The organism is Actinokineospora cianjurensis (genome assembly GCF_003663795.1).
Taxonomy (GTDB): domain Bacteria; phylum Actinomycetota; class Actinomycetes; order Mycobacteriales; family Pseudonocardiaceae; genus Actinokineospora; species Actinokineospora terrae.
The window spans coordinates 1,881,129-1,897,742 of sequence record NZ_RCDD01000001.1 but is presented as its reverse complement, the minus strand read 5'-3'; the positions used below and the strand labels follow the sequence as shown (position 1 = coordinate 1,897,742).

Below are 16,614 nucleotides of genomic sequence, written 5' to 3'. Positions count from 1 at the left end.
CTCACTCGGGACCCTAGTTAGCCGCTTCCAGCGCGAACACCCCTACGCCGCCCCTAAACCCGGGCACGAAAACGGCGGCCCCGGTCGCGAGGACCGGGGCCGCCGTCGGGGATCCGCGCTCAGCCCACCGAGACGGGTTCCGCGATCCGCGCGCGCTCCTGCGCCGTGCGCTCCAGCCGGACCTTCAGCTTGCGCGACTCGACCAGGTAGACCCACCCGGCCAGCCCGAACGCGGACAGGCCGAGCAGCAGCATCAGCGCGATCACCGGCCACTGCGCGCCCTCCGGCAGGTACAGCGCGAGGAACCAGACCCGCTCGACCTCGCCGCTGAGCTTCATCCCCAGCGGCACCAGGCCCTGCGGGAAGGTGGCGAGGCAGCCGATGAAGAAGCTGGTCCACAGCAGGCCGCGCCGGTGCCGGGGCATCGCCTTGATCACGGAGGTCTCCGCGCTCAGCGCCGCCTCGTGCTCCTTGCCAGCGCGCATCAGGTACAGCAGCTCCGGCCCGCGCGAGGCCAGCCGCTTGGCCGCGACGCCGCCGATCACCCAGTACGCGACGAGCCCGGTCAGCACGCCTGCCGGACCGCCCGCCCAGCTCAGCAGCGGCTGGTCGAGGAGCTCACCGGCGAGCACGACGCTCAGCGCGGGGGTCGCCGCGGCGAAGACGAGGAACAGTGCGACAAAGCCCTGGCCGGTGACGTCGCCGTGTTCGAGCGGCGAGTTCTTGGCGCGGTGCGGGTCGGGCCCCGGCACGAGCTGGTCGACCGCGACCAGCAGCACCAGACCCGCGCCGCCGCCGAGGATGGCCGCTGTCGCGGCGAGCGCCCACGGCCACAGGTCGCCGTGGATGGCGGTCCCGACGACGGTGAGCACGAGCGACAGCGGACCGAACCAGGTCAGCCACGCCAGTTGCCGCCCCCGCACGTCCGCGAGCTCGGTGCCGGGGACCATCAGCGTCAACCACAGCGCGGTGCCGTCCTGGCCGTAGAGGTTCGCGCTGGTCGTGGCCGCCAGCAACGCCGTGATCGCCCCGACGAACGGCAGGAACCCGGTCGAGCCGAACATCAGCGGCAGCAGCCCGCTCAGGATGGCGAACACCGGCGCGACCAGCAGACCCTGCACCCGCAACGGATCCCGCAGCCAGGTGCGGACCTCCTTCACGTACACGGCGGCCACCGGCCCGCGATCGGCCCACCTCGCCGCCGACGCCGCCGTGCTGCCGCGCACCACCGGCCGGGCGAGCCGCTGCGGGCCGAGCACCCGCCCCCACAGCACGACCAGCAGCACGACCAGGACCGCGAGCGCCACCAGCGGTCCGACGACCCACAGCCAGTCCCCGCGCCCGGCGGCCTCGACCGCCACGACACCCCAGCTGGAGGGCAACGCGCGCACGGTCAGCGAGAACGCCCGCGAGAACCCCGTTTCCAGCACCACGTCCAGCGCGATGAACACGATCCAGCCGGACTGGCTGAGCACCATCATCGTCGCCGTGATCACCGCGGTCACCGCAGCGCCGGTGCGGGACCTGGCCAGCGCGCCGAAGAACCGGGCGGCCAGCCGCGACAGCAGCACGACCAGCGTCAGCTGGAGCAGGACGGCCGGGATCGACACGACGACCGCCGCGGCGCCGAGCCGGGCCGCGTAGACGACGAGCGCGGTGAAGGCGATCAGGGTGACCACCGTGGTGACACCGACGAAGGCCGCGCCGAGCAGCCCGATCGCGAGGCGGGTGCGCGGGACGGGTTCCAGCGCGAACTGCTCGGCGCGCAGCACCGGGTCGCCGCCGAACGCGGGACCCAGCATCCAGCCGAGCGCCCAGATGGTGAAGGTGACCGCGAGCAGGTCGGCCACGGTGCCCGGGGCGGCCTCGGTGGTGGCCAGCGCGATCGTCCCGGCGGCGATGGCCAGCCCGGCCAGGCCGCCGGTGAGCATCCAGGTCGCCCGGGGACCGGCGATGGTGTGCCGCAGGACGGCCAGCTTCATCCGGATCAGGACGCCAACCACGACAGGCCCTCCCCGCCGCCGACCTTGACGCCCACCAATTCGACGAACGTGTCCTCCAGCGACGACCCGCCGCGCACCACGTCCAGCGGGCCCTCGACGACGACCCGGCCCTTGGCCATCACCGCGACCGTGTCGCACAGCTGCTCGACCAGCGCCATCACGTGGCTCGACAGCAGCACGGAACCGCCGCCCGCGACGAACCGGTTGAGGATGCGCTTGATGGTGGCCGCCGACACCGGGTCGACCGCCTCGAACGGCTCGTCGAGCACCAGCAGGCGGGGGGCGTGCAGCAGCGCGGTGGCCAGGCCGATCTTCTTGCGCATGCCGGTGGAGTAGTCGACCACCAGGGTGCGCTCGGCGTCGCCGGTGAGCTCCATGACCTCGAGCAGCTCGGCGGCGCGCTCGGCGACGGTCGCGGCGTCGAGGCCGCGCAACTGCCCCAGGTAGGTCAGCAGCTCCCGACCGGTGAGCCGCTCGGGCAGGGCGAGGCCGTCGGGCAGGACCCCCATCAGCTTGCGCGCCGCCAGCGGGTCACCCCAGACGTCCACCCCGAACACCTCGGACCGGCCCTCGTCCGGCCGCAACAACCCGACCGCCATCGACAGCGCCGTCGTCTTCCCCGCCCCGTTCGGCCCGACCAGCCCGTAGAACGAGCCTGCCGCGACGGTCAGCTCGGCGTGCTCGACCGCCGTGTACTCACCGAACACCTTGTGCAGACCGAACAGCCGCAACGCCGCCGACCCACCCTCCACCGCGTTCACGCTTGGGGATCCCCTTCAGGCTCGTGGCCGCCCCAACGCCACCAGCGCCCGGACGGAAAGACCGCGCCGGACATACCCAGCCCGACCCGTGGCGGGTGATCGTACCGTTGCTCGCCGTCACCGGGGTGAACCCCGGATCACACTTCTCCCACGGCACCACGCGCATCCGTTGCCCCACTTCGAACGCACCCCTCGGGACGGCGGTCTGGACCACGGTCCACTACGCGCTCACCCCTTCGGCGATTCCCCACCTGTGCGCGATGGGCAGTGCCGCCCTGGCATAAAGGCAGCAGCGCCGCCGTGGCACAACAAGCTTCGGCAGGCAGCAACGCCGCCTTGGCTCGACGGACTAGTGATGGCGTCTTAGCCCGGTAGCCCCTGAGGGGCACCGACAGCCGGTAGAGCCACCTCATACGCCCCTTAACCCCGCCACACCACCCCGTGCGCGCCGTAGCCCCCACCCCAACCGCTTCGCGCGCACGCGGTCCCGACCCCGCCCAGCCCCCACCCGCTCCGGGGGGCGTCCCAGGTCCCACTCTACCGGCATCCACCGACAGACGATCTTCACACAGCCCGCCGAAGATCCACATGTGGATAACTTCTGTCGCTGGACCGGGTGAATCCGAGAGCGGGCCGGAAGGAGAATCACCTGGTCAGAGTCAACAATGCAGCCGAAGAGGCCCGCAGCAGGGGCGGCGAGAGAGAAGTCGTCCGGCGAGTGATCGACAACGGCGTCCGCACGGGCCTAAATGTCCACAGTGGACATCAAAGCGGGATGTTGCCGTGCTTGCGCGCGGGCGGGGTGGTGCGTTTGGTGCGCAGGACGCGCAGGGCGGTGGAGATTTCGAGGCGGGTTCTGGCGGGTTGGATCACTCGGTCTACGTAGCCCCGCTCGGCCGCCGCGTAGGGGTTGCTGAAGGCTCGGCGGTACTCGTCGGCCAGGCCCGCGGCTACGGAGGGGCGGTCGGCGGGGTCGGCGGCCTGGAGGGTCTTGCGGTGCAGGATCTGGACCGCGCCGGTGGCGCCCATGACGGCGATCTCGGCGGTGGGCCAGGCGAGGTTGACGTCGGCGCCGAGGTGTTTGGAGCCCATCACGGCGTAGCCGCCGCCGTACGCCTTGCGCAGGACGACGGTGACCTTGGGGACGGTGGCCTCGGCGTAGGCGTAGATCAGCTTGGCGCCGCGGCGGACGATGCCGCTGCGCTCCTGGACGACGCCGGGCAGGTAGCCGGGGACGTCGGCGAGGGTGACGATCGGGATGTTGAACGCGTCGCAGAACCGGACGAAGCGCGCCGCCTTCTCCGAGCAGGCGATGTCGATCGCACCGGCGTTCACGAGCGGGTTGTTGGCGACCACCGCGACCGAGTGACCGTCCACTCTGGCCAGTACGCACACGATGTTGCGCGCGTACTCCGGTTGCACCTCAAGGTAATCGCCATCGTCCACAATGGCCTGGATCACCTCGGTGACGTCATAACCCTGGTTCTCCGAGTCCGGGATCAGCGTGTCAAGCCGACTGTCCTGTTCGGTCACCGCGGACTCATGATCGTGGTCGTACACCGGCAGCGGGTCCATGTTGTTGCTGGGCAAGTATCCCAGCAACGCCTGCACCCACGCGATGGCGTCCTGCTCGTCATCGCCGACGTAGTGCGCGTTGCCGGACACCTCGCTGTTGACGGCCGGACCGCCGAGTTCGTCGAGCGTGGTGTTCTCACCGGTCACGGCGGACACGACCTCGGGCCCGGTGACGAACATGTACGAGGTCTTGTCCACCATCACCGTGAAGTCGGTGATGGCGGGCGAGTACACCGCGCCACCCGCGCACGGCCCCATCAGCAGCGAGATCTGCGGCACCACACCGGACGCGCGCACGTTGCGCATGCCCAGTTCCGCGTAGTGCGCCAGCGAGACGACGCCCTCCTGGATGCGCGCGCCGCCGGAGTCGTTGATGCCGATCACCGGGCAGCCGATGGTCAGCGCCAGGTCCATCACCTTGAGCACCTTGAGGCCGAACGCCTCGCCCATGCTGCCGCCCAGGGTGGTGAAGTCCTGGGAGAACACGCACACCTGGCGGCCGTCGACGGTGCCGTACCCGGTGACGACGCCGTCGCCGTACGGCCGGTTCTGCTCCATGCCGAAGTCGGTGCACCGGTGCCGGGCGAACTCGTCGAGCTCGGTGAACGAACCGGGGTCGAGCAGCAGGTCGATCCGCTCGCGGGCGGTCAGCTTCCCCTTGGCGTGCTGCCGGTCGACCGCGCGTTTCTCGGCGATCTCGACGGCTTGCGCCCGCCGGGCGGTGAGGTCGGAAATCCGGTCCGCGGTGGTCGACATGCCCGGCCCTCCTCACGACTCGATCCCAAGGTAGGACGTGCCCGCGCGGGGCGGGTACCCCTAGTCCCCCCTGGGCCGGCTAGGGTCTGGGGCATGGGGGCGTTCGGGAGGTTCTGGCTGGCCGACGCGATCTCGATGTTCGGGACGTACATCACCACGGTGGCCGTCCAGGTGATCGCGGTGGTAGTGCTGTCGGCGTCGGCGACCGAGGTCGGCGTCCTCAACGCGGCCAGGTGGCTGCCGTACCTGCTGTTCGGGCTCGTCGCAGGCGTGATCGTCGACCGCTGTAGGCGACGGCCGATGATGATCGGCACCGACCTCGGCCGGGCCGCGCTGCTGGGGCTGGTCCCGGTGCTCGCGGCGTTCGACCGGCTCAGCATGCCCGCGCTGGTGGCGGTCGTGTTCGGCGTCGGCGCGCTGTCGCTGTTCGGCGACGCGGCGTTCCAGTCGTTCCTGCCGCGCATCGTGGAGCGCGACCGCCTGGCGTGGGCGAATGTCCGGATCGAGCAGACCAGTTCGGTCGCGCAGACCTCCGGGCCGCTGCTGGGCAGTGCGCTGATCAAGTTCCTCGGCGCGCCGCTGGCCGTGCTCGCCGATGCCGTGTCCTACGCGGTGTCCGGGATCCTGGTCGCCACTCTGCGGGTGGAAGAAGAAGTGCCGGAACGGGTCGAGCGGCACCTTCTCACCGAATTGCGCGAAGGTCTGCGATGGGTTTACCGGCACCGGATGCTGGCGCCGCTCTCGATCACCTCGCACCTGCGGTTCCTGTTCACCGCGATGGCGAGCACGGCGTTCGTCCCGTACGCGGTGACCGCGGTCGGCGCGACCGGGCTCGGCTTCGCTTACGCGGCAGCGGGTGTGGGGACCGTGCTCGGCGGCGCGGTGTCGTTGCGCGTGCACCGCAAGCTCGGGTTGGCGCGGACGATCGTGTTAGGCCGGTTGCTGGTCGCCGCCGGGTTCGTCCTGGTGCTGAGCGGCGACTGGGCGGTGTTCGCAGGCCAGTTCGTCCTAGGGCTCGGCCTCGGGGTCGAGGGGCCGCACGACGTCACCTATCGGCAGCAGGTGACCCCGGACCGGCTGCAGGGCCGGTGCAACGCCACCATCCGGTCGTTCAACTGGGGCATGATCACCATCGGCGCCCCGATCGGCGGGGTGATCGGTGACCTGGTGTCCTTGCCGACGGCGATCATCGTCGGCGGCACCGGGATGACGGTTGCCGCGCTGGCCTTGTTGACCTCGGCGTTCCGCGACGCCGACCTGCCTTCGCATCCACTGTAGACACCTCGGCTAGCCCTCCAGCTCGCTGTCGATCAGGGCGAAGATGGTGTCCTCGGTGGCCTCGTCCAGGTCGTCGTCGGTGGCGTCGTCCGCCGGGGTCCACTTGGTCAGCAGCGCGGCGAGCCGGGCGCGGACCCGCGCGGCTTCCTCGGTGGACAGCGAAGGCAGGACGGCGTCGAGGTTGTCCAATTCGGACAATACGGTCACGGCGGGACTCGGCGGCGCGGGAACCAGGTCGATCAGCAGGCGCTCGGCAAGGGCGGCAGGCGAGGGGTGGTCGAACACCAGGGTGGCGGGCAAGCGGACGCCGGTGGTGGTCGTGAGGCGGTTGCGGAGTTCGACGGCGGTGAGCGAGTCGAAGCCGAGGTCGGAGAACGCCCTGGCCGGGTCGATGGCGTCGGTGCCGGGGAAGCCGAGGACCGTGGCCGCGTTGGCGCGCACGAGGTCGACGAGCACCCGGGTGCGTTCCGCGCCGGGCAGGGCGAGCAGTCGGGCGCCCAGGTCTTGCGGAGCGGCGGCCTCGGCCACCCGGCGAGCGGGGCGGGCGAGTGCACTGAGGACGGTGGGCGGGTCGTCGAGGGCGCGGGTGTCGATGGTCGCGGCGACGACAGCGGGGGTGGGATCGGCCAGCGCGCGGTCGAGCATCGCCATACCCGCGTCGGGGGTGAGCGGGGGGAATCCGGTCCGGGCAAGGCGGTCCCGGTCGGCGTCGGTCAGCGGGCCGAGCATGCCGCCGTCGAGGTCCCACGGACCCCAGGCCAGCGCGCGGGCGGGAAGGCCACGAGTGTGCCGGTGGTGCGCGAGACCGTCGAGGAACGCGTTCGCGGCGGCGTAGGCGGCCTGGCCCGGGGTGCCGATCGTGGCGGCGATGGACGAGAACAGGACGAACTCGACCGCGTCCGGCACGGCTTCCTGCAACGCCACCGCGGCGTCGGCCTTGGCGTGCAGCACGGCGGCCAGCCGGTCTCGAGTCAGACCGGAGAACACTCCGTCGTCAAGGACTCCAGCGGCGTGGAAGACGGATCGGACGCCCAGGCCCGCCACCAGCTCGCGATCTGCCGCATCACCCGCGACAACCCGCACGTCAGCGCCCAGTTCCTCCACACTGGACACCAAGCCGTCGGGCGCCTTGCCACTACGGCTGAGCAGCACGATGTGGCGGCGACCCGCAGCAGCAAGGTGTCGAGCGACAACCCCGCCAAGCGCCCCCGTACCGCCGGTGATCAGCACCGGGTCGTCGAGGTCCGGCTGCACGGGAAGGGTCAGCACGACCTTGCCGACGTGCTTGGCCTGGCTCATGTACCGGAACGCCGCACGCGCCTGGCGAACGTCCCAGGCCCGACGCGGGGGCAAGGTCAGGGCACCCTCGGCGAACAACGCCATGACCCGACCCAGGATCTCGCCGATCCGATCCGGACCCGCCTCGGCCAGGTCGTACGCCCGGTAGTCCACATCGGACACATCGGCGCGGATGTCGGTCTTGCCCATCTCCAGGAATCGACCACCGGGCCGCAACAACCCCAGCGAGGCATCGACGAACTCGCCCGCCAGGGCGTTCAACACGACATCCACCTCGGGGAACTTGGCGGCGAACGCGAGGTCGCGCGACGACGACAGGCGCTCGTCAGCCAAGCCGGTCGCGGCCCACTTCGACGGGCTGGCCGTGCCGTACACCTCCGCGCCGAGGTGCCGGGCCAACTGCACCGCGGCCATACCGACACCACCGGCGGCCGCGTGCACGAGGACCGACTCGCCGTCGCTGAGGTTCGCCAGGTCGACGAGGCCGTAGTAGGCGGTGGCGTAGACGATAGGAACGCATGCGCCGTCAGCGAAGTCCCAGTTTTCGGGCAGGGGAACGAGAAGCCGTTGGTCGGTGACCGCCTCGGGCGCGAAGGCGGCGGAGAACAGCCCGAGCACGCGGTCCCCGACGGCGATCTCGGTGACCTCCGGCCCGACCTCGATCACGACACCGGCCGCTTCGCCGCCGATCGCGACCTCACCCGGGTACATGCCCAGCGCGTTGAGGACGTCCCGGAAGTTGAGCCCAGCGGCCCGCACCGCGACCCGGACCTCACCCGGCCCCAGGTCAGGTGGGGTCACAGGGGCGAGGACGAGGTTCTCCAGGGTGCCGCGGCCGGTGGTGTCGAGCCGCCACGGGCCCGTCGGGGCCACCAGGTCGGTGCCGGGGTCCTGGACGACGCGAGGGGCCAGAACCGCACCGGAACGGATCGCGAGCTGCGGTTCGTCAGGACTGCACACGAGCGCGGCCCACGGGTCGGCGTCGACGTCGACCAGCCGGAGCCTGCCGGGGTCCTCGCTCATCGCGACCCGGAGCAGACCCCAGACAGCGGCGCCGGGGAGGTCGGGGACGTCGTCACCGGGTTCGGCGGCCACCGCCCCCCGGGTCAGGACGATCACCTGGGCATCGGCGGTCACCGCGAGCACCTCGGTGACGCGGTAGAGCAGGTCAGGTCCGGCGGAGCTGAAGACCACCCGGTCCGCATCGGCGTCGACCAGGGTCGCACCTGCGGCGGAGAGTCCTTGTGCCGCACCGAACACGTCCTTGCCGCGGACCGCCCACGTCCCGGCGCCCGGTTCAACCCGCTGGACCTGCTGCCACGCCAAGCGGTGCAGCGGCGGCGCGGCGGACACAGCGGTGGTGACCGGTCGGAGCACGACGTTCTCGACGGAGATGACCGGCGCACCAGCAGGATCGACGGCGACGAGGGAAGCGCCCCCGGGCCCGGTGGTGAGGCGTACGCGCAGGGTCGTCGCCCCGGTCGCGGTCAGCCGGACCCCGGACCACGCGAACGGCACCCCGGCGGCTCCGGTCCCCGTCACCCCCACCGCGAGTGCGTGCAACGCCGAGTCCAGCAACGCCGGGTGCACACCGAACCGCCCCGCGTCGGCGGTGTCCGGCAGTGCGACTTCCGCGAAGACGACGTCACCTGCCCGCCACACCGCGCGCAAACCCTGGAAAGCACGGCCGTAGTCCAACCCGGCGGCTTGGAGCTCGCTGTAGAGGGAGCTGATGTCCACGGCCTCGGCATCCGGCGGCCAGGAAAGCTCCGCGGCAGGAGCGGTCGTGGCGGTGAGGGTGCCGGTCGCGTGGAGGGTCCAGGGTTGGGTGGACCAGCCGGTGGGGTCGGCCGGGGTGCTGTGGATGGTGAGGTCGCCTGCGGGGGTGGTGGCGATGTGGAGTTGGACGGCACCCCGGTCGGGGAGGACGAGTGGGGTGTGCAGGATCAGTTCGTCGACGACGGGCAGGCTGGTGGCGTCGGCGGCCTGGATGGCGAGTTCGACGAAGGCGGTGCCGGGCAGGACGATCCGGCCGTGGACGCGGTGGTCGGCGAGCCACGGGTGGGTGCTGGTCGACAGGCGGGCGGTGAACAGGACGCCGTGCACACCGGCGACACCGGCGCCGAGCAGCGGGTGATCGGTCACCCCGAGACCCGCCGCGGCGACGTCACCGGCCCAGGCGGCCGGGGTGGGCCAGTAGTGCTCCCTGGCGAACGCCCGGGTGGGCAGGTCGACCCGGCGCCCACCCCACTGCTCGGTCACCGCGGCCCAGTCCACCCTGGCGCCCCGCACGTGCACCTCGGCGACGGCCCGCAGGACGGTCTCGACCTCGTCCCGCCCCGACCGCAACGCGGGCACCGCGGCCTGCTCGACCGCGGCGCTCAGCACTCCCTCCGGCCCCAGCTCCAGGAACCGGGTGACGTCCTCGGCCCGCGCCACCGCGTCCGCGAACCGCACCGTGTCCCGGACCTGCCTGACCCAGTACCCCGGCGTCGCGGGGTCGCCCGTCGCCGTGGCCACCACCGGGATCGTCGGACTCCCGAACGACAGCCCAGCCACGACCCGCTCGAACTCCCCCAGCATCGGGTCCATCAGGTGCGAGTGGAAGGCGTGCGACACCACCAGGCGCTTCACCCGACGAGATTGTTCAACAAACCTACGATCCAACAACTCAACAATCCCACGATCCCCCGATACGACAATCGAACGATCCGAGTTCACCGCCGCAAGATCAACACCGGCAGGCAGCCCATCGGGGAACTCCAACGCCAGGTCGGCCTCGGAGATCTCCACGGCCAGCATCGCCCCACCCGGCGGCAGAGCCTGCATCAGACGAGCACGAGCCGCGACCAGGGTGCACGCGTCATCCAGCGACAGGATGCCGGAGACGTGCGCCGCCGCCACCTCGCCGATGGAGTGCCCGATCAGCACATCGGGGCGGACACCCCAAGACTCCAGCAACCGGAACAACGCCACCTGGAGGGCGAACAACCCGGTCTGCGTGTAGAGGGTCTGGTCCAGTTCCAAGCAGTCGCCGAAGACGACCCGCTTGAGGTCGACGGCACCGAGCGGATCACCCCCCACGGCAGGGGCGTCAGCGAGCGCGGCGTCGACCCGCACGCACACCTCATCGAACGCAGTGGCGAAGACCGGGAAAGCCGCGTACAGCCCCGCCCCCATCCCCGGCCGCTGCGAGCCCTGGCCGGTGAACAGGAACCCGGTCAGCCCGTCGTCGGCACGCCCGACCACCGCGCCGTCCAGCGAGACGTCACCGAAGAGGACCGCCCGGTGCTCCAGCACGCCCCGCGTCGTCGCCAGCGAACGAGCGAGGTCGACCAGGTCGTGCCCGCTCTCCCGTAGCGCCTCGACCTGCGCCACCAAGCCGTGCTCCGTGCGCCCGGACACCGGCACCGCGACCACCGCTGGCGGCGCCCCCACCGGCTCGGCCTCCGACTGCGGCGGCGCGGCCTCCAGCACCACGTGCGCGTTGGTCCCGCTCATCCCGAACGACGACACACCAGCCCGGCGAGGCCGGTCACCCGATGGCCACGGACGCGCGGCCGTCACCAGGGACACCGCGCCCGCGGCCCAGTTGACCTGCGGCGACGGCTCATCCACGTGCAACGTCGCCGGGAGCACGCCCGCGCGCAGCGCCGCCACCATCTTGATCACGCCTGCCACCCCGGACGCGGCCTGGGTGTGCCCGATGTTGGACTTCACCGAGCCCAACCACAACGGCGTCGCCCGGTCCTGCCCGTAGGTGGCCAGCAGGGCCTCTGCCTCGATCGGGTCGCCGAGCCGGGTCCCGGTGCCGTGCGCCTCCACAGCGTCCACTCCGGACGGTTCGAGCCCGGCGTCTGCGAGGGCTTGGCGGATGACGCGCTGCTGCGACGGCCCGTTCGGCGCGGTGAGGCCGTTGGACGCGCCATCGGAGTTGACGGCGGTGCCGCGCACGACGGCCAACACCTTGTGCCCGTTGCGAAGCGCGTCCGAGAGCCGTTCGACGAGGAGAACGCCGACGCCTTCACCCCAACCGGTTCCGTCGGCCGCCGCGGAGAACGACTTGCACCGGCCGTCCGCGGCGAGGCCCAACTGGCGGCTGAACTCCACGAAAGCCGACGGTGTCGACATGATCGTGACGCCACCGGCGAGCGCGAGCTCGCATTCCCCTTGCCGCAGAGCCCGAACCGCCAGGTGCAGCGCGACGAGGCTGCTGGAACACGCGGTGTCGACGGTGAGCGTCGGCCCCTCCAGCCCGAAGGTGTATGCGACGCGCCCGGACAACACGGCGGCGGCGTTGCCCGTGCCCTGATGACCTTCGCTGACATCCCGCGCGCCGACGAGCAGCGCCGGGTAGTCCTGGCCGCTGGTGCCCGCGAACACGCCGGTTCGACTACCACGCACGGCATCGGGGTCGATGCCCGCGCGCTCGAACGCCTCCCAGCTCGCTTGCAGGAGCAGGCGTTGCTGCGGGTCCATGGCCAGCGCTTCACGCGGGGAGATGCCGAAGAAGACCGGGTCGAACTCGGCGACGCCGTCGATGAAGGCGCCTTCGCGGACGTAGGAGGTGCCGTCGCCGCCGTCCGGGTCGTAGACACCGGCGAGGTCCCAGCCGCGGTCGGTGGGGAAGTCGCCGACGCCGTCACGTCCCTCGGACACCAAGCGCCACAGGTCTTCCGGGGACCGCACGCCGCCGGGGTAGCGGCAGGCCATGCCGATGATGGCGATGGGTTCGCCGTCCGCGGGCGCTACGACTCGGTGGGCCGCCTTGGCCTTCGGGCGGGCCAGGTCGAGCAGGTGTTCGGCCATGGCGACGGGGGTCGGGTGGTCGAAGACGATGGTGGTGGCCAACTCCAGGCCGGTCGCGGCGACGAGGCGGTCGCGGAGTTCGACGGCGGTGAGGGAGTCGAACCCGAGGTCGGCGAACGCGCTCTGGGGCTTCACGGCGGCGCGGTCCGAGTGGCCGAGGACGGCGGCGGCGTTGGTGCGCACCAGGTCGAGCAGGGTTCGCCGGAGGTCCTCTTCGGACAGGTGGTCGAACCTCGGCGCGCTGGACGGCTCGGTGGCCGGGGTGGGCGTCGCGACGAGGTCGTCGAAGAGGTGTTGGGGGCGGGCGCTGGTGAACGAGGGGACAAACCGCTCCCAGTTGATGTCCGCGACCGTCACGCAGGTGTCCCGTTGGTCGACCGCCTGGGCCAGCGCAGCGATGGCGACGGCGGGATCAAGCGGGTTGAGGCCACGTTTGCGCAGGTAGTCGGCGGTGCTGTCGGCACCTGCCATGCCAGGGCCCGCCCACGGTCCCCAGGCGATCGAGGTGCCGCCCGAGGCTTCCGCGAGGGCGTCCAGGGCCGCGTTGGCCACGGAGTACGCCGATTGTGAGCCGCTACCCCAGGTAGCGGAGACGGAGGAGAACAGGACCAGTCGATCGAGGTCCGGAAGGGCGGCGAGGACCCGCGCGCCTGCGACCTTGGCGTCGAGCGTCGCGGCGAAGTGGGCGAGGTCGGCGTCGGCGATGGGCGCGTGGTTGCCGCTCCCGGCCGCGTGGAACACCGAACGCGGCGGGTGCTCGGCCAGGAGTGCCGTCAGGGCAACGGGATCGGAGACGTCGCACGCCGCGAGCGTGATTCGCGTTCCACCGGCTTCGAGTTCTCGCGCGAGGTCCTCCGCTCCGGCGGCCCGGCGGCTCGCGAGCACGATGTGCTCGGCGCCTCGTTCGACGAGCCAGCGCGCGACATGCCGCCCGAGCGCGCCGGTGCCACCGGTGACCAGGACCGTCCCTTGTGGACGCCATGGAGGCGCGGCCTCGGCGGGTGACGTCGTGAGGCGGCGGGCGAACAGGCCGGACTCGCGGATCGCGAGCTGGTCCTCGCCGCTCCGCAGACCGGCGGCCAAACGCCCGGCGGCCGCGTCGTCGAGTGCCGCGGGCAGGTCGATCGAACCGCCCCAGCGGCGGGGGTGTTCGAGGGCCGCGACTCGGCCGAGCGCCAAGAGCGGTGCGGCGAGCGGGTTGGCCAGGGGCTCGTCCACGGCCACCGCGCCCTGGGTGAGCAGCCAGATCGGCGGGCCGTCCGCGCGGAGCAGGTCGAGGGTGTCGGCCAGCCCCCGGGTGAGGACGGGGTGGTCCGGGTGGTCCTCGGTGCTGGTGCGCAAGGAGATGACGGCGTCGGCGCGAGCGGGGTCGTCGGTCAGGGTGGCGCCGTGACCGCGCAGGGCTTGGGCGCACCACGCGGCCTGCGCGGAGTCCGGGTCGTCGGCGATGACGCACCAGGTGCCGGTGAGCGTGGTCGTGGTGGCGCGGGTCGGCTTCCAGGTCACGCGGTAGCGGAGGTCGGTCGTGGTGACGGGCCAGAAGTGGGTTCGCTGGAACGCGTAAGTGGGCAGGTCGACCCGGTTGCCCGGCTCGGGCCAGGCGATGGGCGCCCCGGACACGAAAGCCTGCGCCAGCCCGCGCCACCACGTCTCGACACCGTCGCGGCCCGCGCGTTGGAGCGGGATGACGACAGCGCCCGGAACCTGGTCGCGCACGGCCGCCGACAGCACGCCGTCCGGCCCGATCTCCACGAACCGGACGACCCCCTTGGCGGCCAGTGTGGTGACCGCCCCCGCGAACCGCACCGTTTCCCGGACCTGCCTGACCCAGTACTCCGGCGTGCTCGGGTCACCGGCAGAGGTGGCCACCATCGGGATCGCGGGCTCGCCGAACGACAGCCCCCGCACCACCTGCTCGAACTCGCCCAGCATCGGGTCCATCAGGTGCGAGTGGAACGCGTGCGACACCACCAGCCGCTTCACCCGACGCGATTGTTCAACAAAACTACGATCCAACACCTCAACAATCCCACGATCCCCCGATACGACAATTGAACGATCTGAGTTGACCGCCGCGAGATCAACACCAGCGGGGAGGCCATCGGGGAACTGCTCGGCAAGCTCCGACTCGGAGATCTCCACGGCCAGCATGGCGCCGCCGGGGGACAGGGCGCCCATCAGGCGGGCACGAGCGGCGACCAGGGTGCACGCGTCGTCCAGCGACAGGATGCCGGAGACGTGAGCGGCGGCCAGTTCGCCGATGGAGTGGCCGACCAGGTAGTCGGGCGTGACGCCCCAGGACTCGACGAGCCGGAACAGGGCCACTTCCAGCGCGAACAAGGCGGGCTGGGCCGACTCGGTGCGATCGAGGTCGGCAGCGGGATCGACAGCGAGGCGGTGGCACAGCGCGTCGAAGGTCTCGGCGAAGACCGGGAACCGGCGCAGGTCCGCCCCCATGCCGCGGTACTGGGACCCCTGGCCGGTGAACAGGAAAGCGGTCTTGCCCGAGGTCATCGCACCGACCACTGTGGACTCATGGGGCGAACCACCAGCCAGCGCGGCAAGCGCGGCGGCGCGGTCGGCGCCGGGCACGACGACCGCTCGGTGCTCCAGCGCGGCACGGGTCGTGGCCAGGGAGAACGCGATGTCACCTGGCGCGCCGTTCGCCGATGCCAGCCGAGATGCCTGTCCCCGCAAGGCTTCCGGCGTCCGCGCGGAGATCAGCCACGGCAGGGCGGCCTCACCGGGCGAGCCGGGCTCGACTGGAGTAGCCTCTTCGATGACCGCGTGCGCGTTGGTCCCGCTCACGCCGAACGCGGAGACCGCGGCGCGCCTCGGACGCTCCACTGTGGACCAGTCGCGCGGCTCGGCGAGCAGCTCGACCGCCCCGGACGACCAGTCGACATGGGGCGACGGAGCGTCCACGTGCAGGGTGGCGGGCAGGACGCCGTTGCGCATTGCCTGCACGACCTTGATGACCCCGGCGATACCCGCCGCGGCTTGCGTGTGGCCGATGTTCGACTTCACCGACCCCAGGAAAAGTGGGACCCCCCGGTCCTTCCCGTAGGTCGCGAGCAGCGCCGACGCCTCGATCGGGTCGCCGAGGACCGTGCCGGTGCCGTGCGCCTCCACAAGATCGATGTCGCCGGGTGTGAGCCGGGCGTCGGCGAGCGCGTCGCGGATCACCCGGCGTTGGGCCTGACCGTTGGGCGCGGTGAGCCCGTTGGACGCGCCGTCCGCGTTGACCGCCGAGCCGCGCACGACCGCCAGCACCCGGTGTCCCAGGCGGACCGCGTCGCTGAGCCGCTCGACCAGCAGGACGGCCGCGCCCTCGGACCAGCCGGTCCCGTCGGCACCCGCCGCGAACGCCTTGCACCGACCATCCGCGGCCAGCCCCCGCTGCCTGCTGAACTCCACGAACGCCGACGGGTTGACCATGACCGTCACACCACCGGCGATGGCCAGGTCGCACTCGCCCGCCCGCAGTGCCCGCACGGCCAAGTGCAGGGCGACCAGCCCGCTCGAACACGCCGTGTCTACCGTGACCGCCGGACCCTCCAGGCCGAACACGTACGCGACTCGTCCACTGAGGACACTGGTCGCCGACCCGGTCAGGCCGTAGCCCTCGTCCGGGATCGCGTAGCCGTAGCCCGATGTCGCGGCACCGACGAACACCCCGGTCCTGCTGCCGCGCGCGGCGGTCGGGTCGATCCCGGCGTGCTCGAACACCTCCCACGACGTCTCCAGCAGGAGACGTTGCTGCGGGTCCATCGCCGCGGCCTCGCGCGGGGAGATCCCGAAGAACGCCGGGTCGAAGAGCCCGGCCGAGTGCACGAACCCGCCCTCGCGCGAGTACGAGGTCCCCGCGCGGCTGGACTCCGGGTCGTAGAGCCGGTCGAGGTCCCAGCCCCGGTCGGTCGGGAAGCCGGAGATGCCGTCACCACCGCGGGCGACCAGGTCCCACAGGTCGTCGGCCGAGTCGACGCCGCCGGGGAGCCTGCAGGACATCCCGACGATCGCGACCGGCTCGTGCGCGGCGGCGGTCAGGTCGCGGTTGCGGGCCTTGAGCCGCTCGTTCTCCTTGAGCGAGGTCCGCAGCGCCTCGACGTACTGCTCGACGGACGCGCCCATCG

Annotated in this window: 5 protein-coding genes; 1 reads left to right on the top strand and 4 read right to left on the bottom strand. The window is 71.7% G+C overall.

All coding sequences use genetic code 11. The features are described 5' to 3' along the window. Positions 1–119: 119 nt before the first annotated feature. The 3 genes from CLV68_RS08920 to CLV68_RS08910 form a co-directional block, all read right to left on the bottom strand. Positions 120–2,003, bottom strand: coding sequence for a hypothetical protein (locus CLV68_RS08920; RefSeq protein ID WP_121389963.1), 1,884 nt, complete (start codon positions 2,001–2,003; stop codon positions 120–122). Further along, on the bottom strand, positions 1,988–2,764 hold the full coding sequence (locus CLV68_RS08915; protein WP_246009729.1) for an ABC transporter ATP-binding protein: 777 nt from the start codon (positions 2,762–2,764) through the stop codon (positions 1,988–1,990). The genes CLV68_RS08920 and CLV68_RS08915 overlap by 16 nt, the downstream gene beginning before the upstream one ends. Before the next feature lie 765 nt (positions 2,765–3,529). After that, positions 3,530–5,095, bottom strand: a complete 1,566-nt coding sequence (locus tag CLV68_RS08910; protein WP_121389961.1) for an acyl-CoA carboxylase subunit beta — start codon at positions 5,093–5,095, stop codon at positions 3,530–3,532. A gap of 93 nt (positions 5,096–5,188) precedes the next feature. Between CLV68_RS08910 and CLV68_RS08905 the strand changes: the two genes are divergently transcribed. Further along, positions 5,189–6,373, top strand: a complete 1,185-nt coding sequence (locus tag CLV68_RS08905) for an MFS transporter (RefSeq protein ID WP_121389960.1) — start codon at positions 5,189–5,191, stop codon at positions 6,371–6,373. Between the two features lie 9 nt (positions 6,374–6,382). Here CLV68_RS08905 and CLV68_RS34975 read toward each other — a convergent pair whose 3' ends face one another. Then, complete coding sequence (locus CLV68_RS34975; protein WP_425454844.1) at positions 6,383–16,579, bottom strand: type I polyketide synthase; 10,197 nt, start codon at positions 16,577–16,579, stop codon at positions 6,383–6,385. Positions 16,580–16,614 lie beyond the last annotated feature (35 nt).

Excerpts from the sequence above, each read along its gene's own strand:
- CLV68_RS08910 (WP_121389961.1), bottom strand. The coding sequence starts at position 5,095 with ATGTCGACCACCGCGGACCGGATTTCCGACCTCACCGCCCGGCGGGCG.
- CLV68_RS08905 (WP_121389960.1), top strand. The coding sequence starts at position 5,189 with ATGGGGGCGTTCGGGAGGTTCTGGCTGGCCGACGCGATCTCGATGTTC.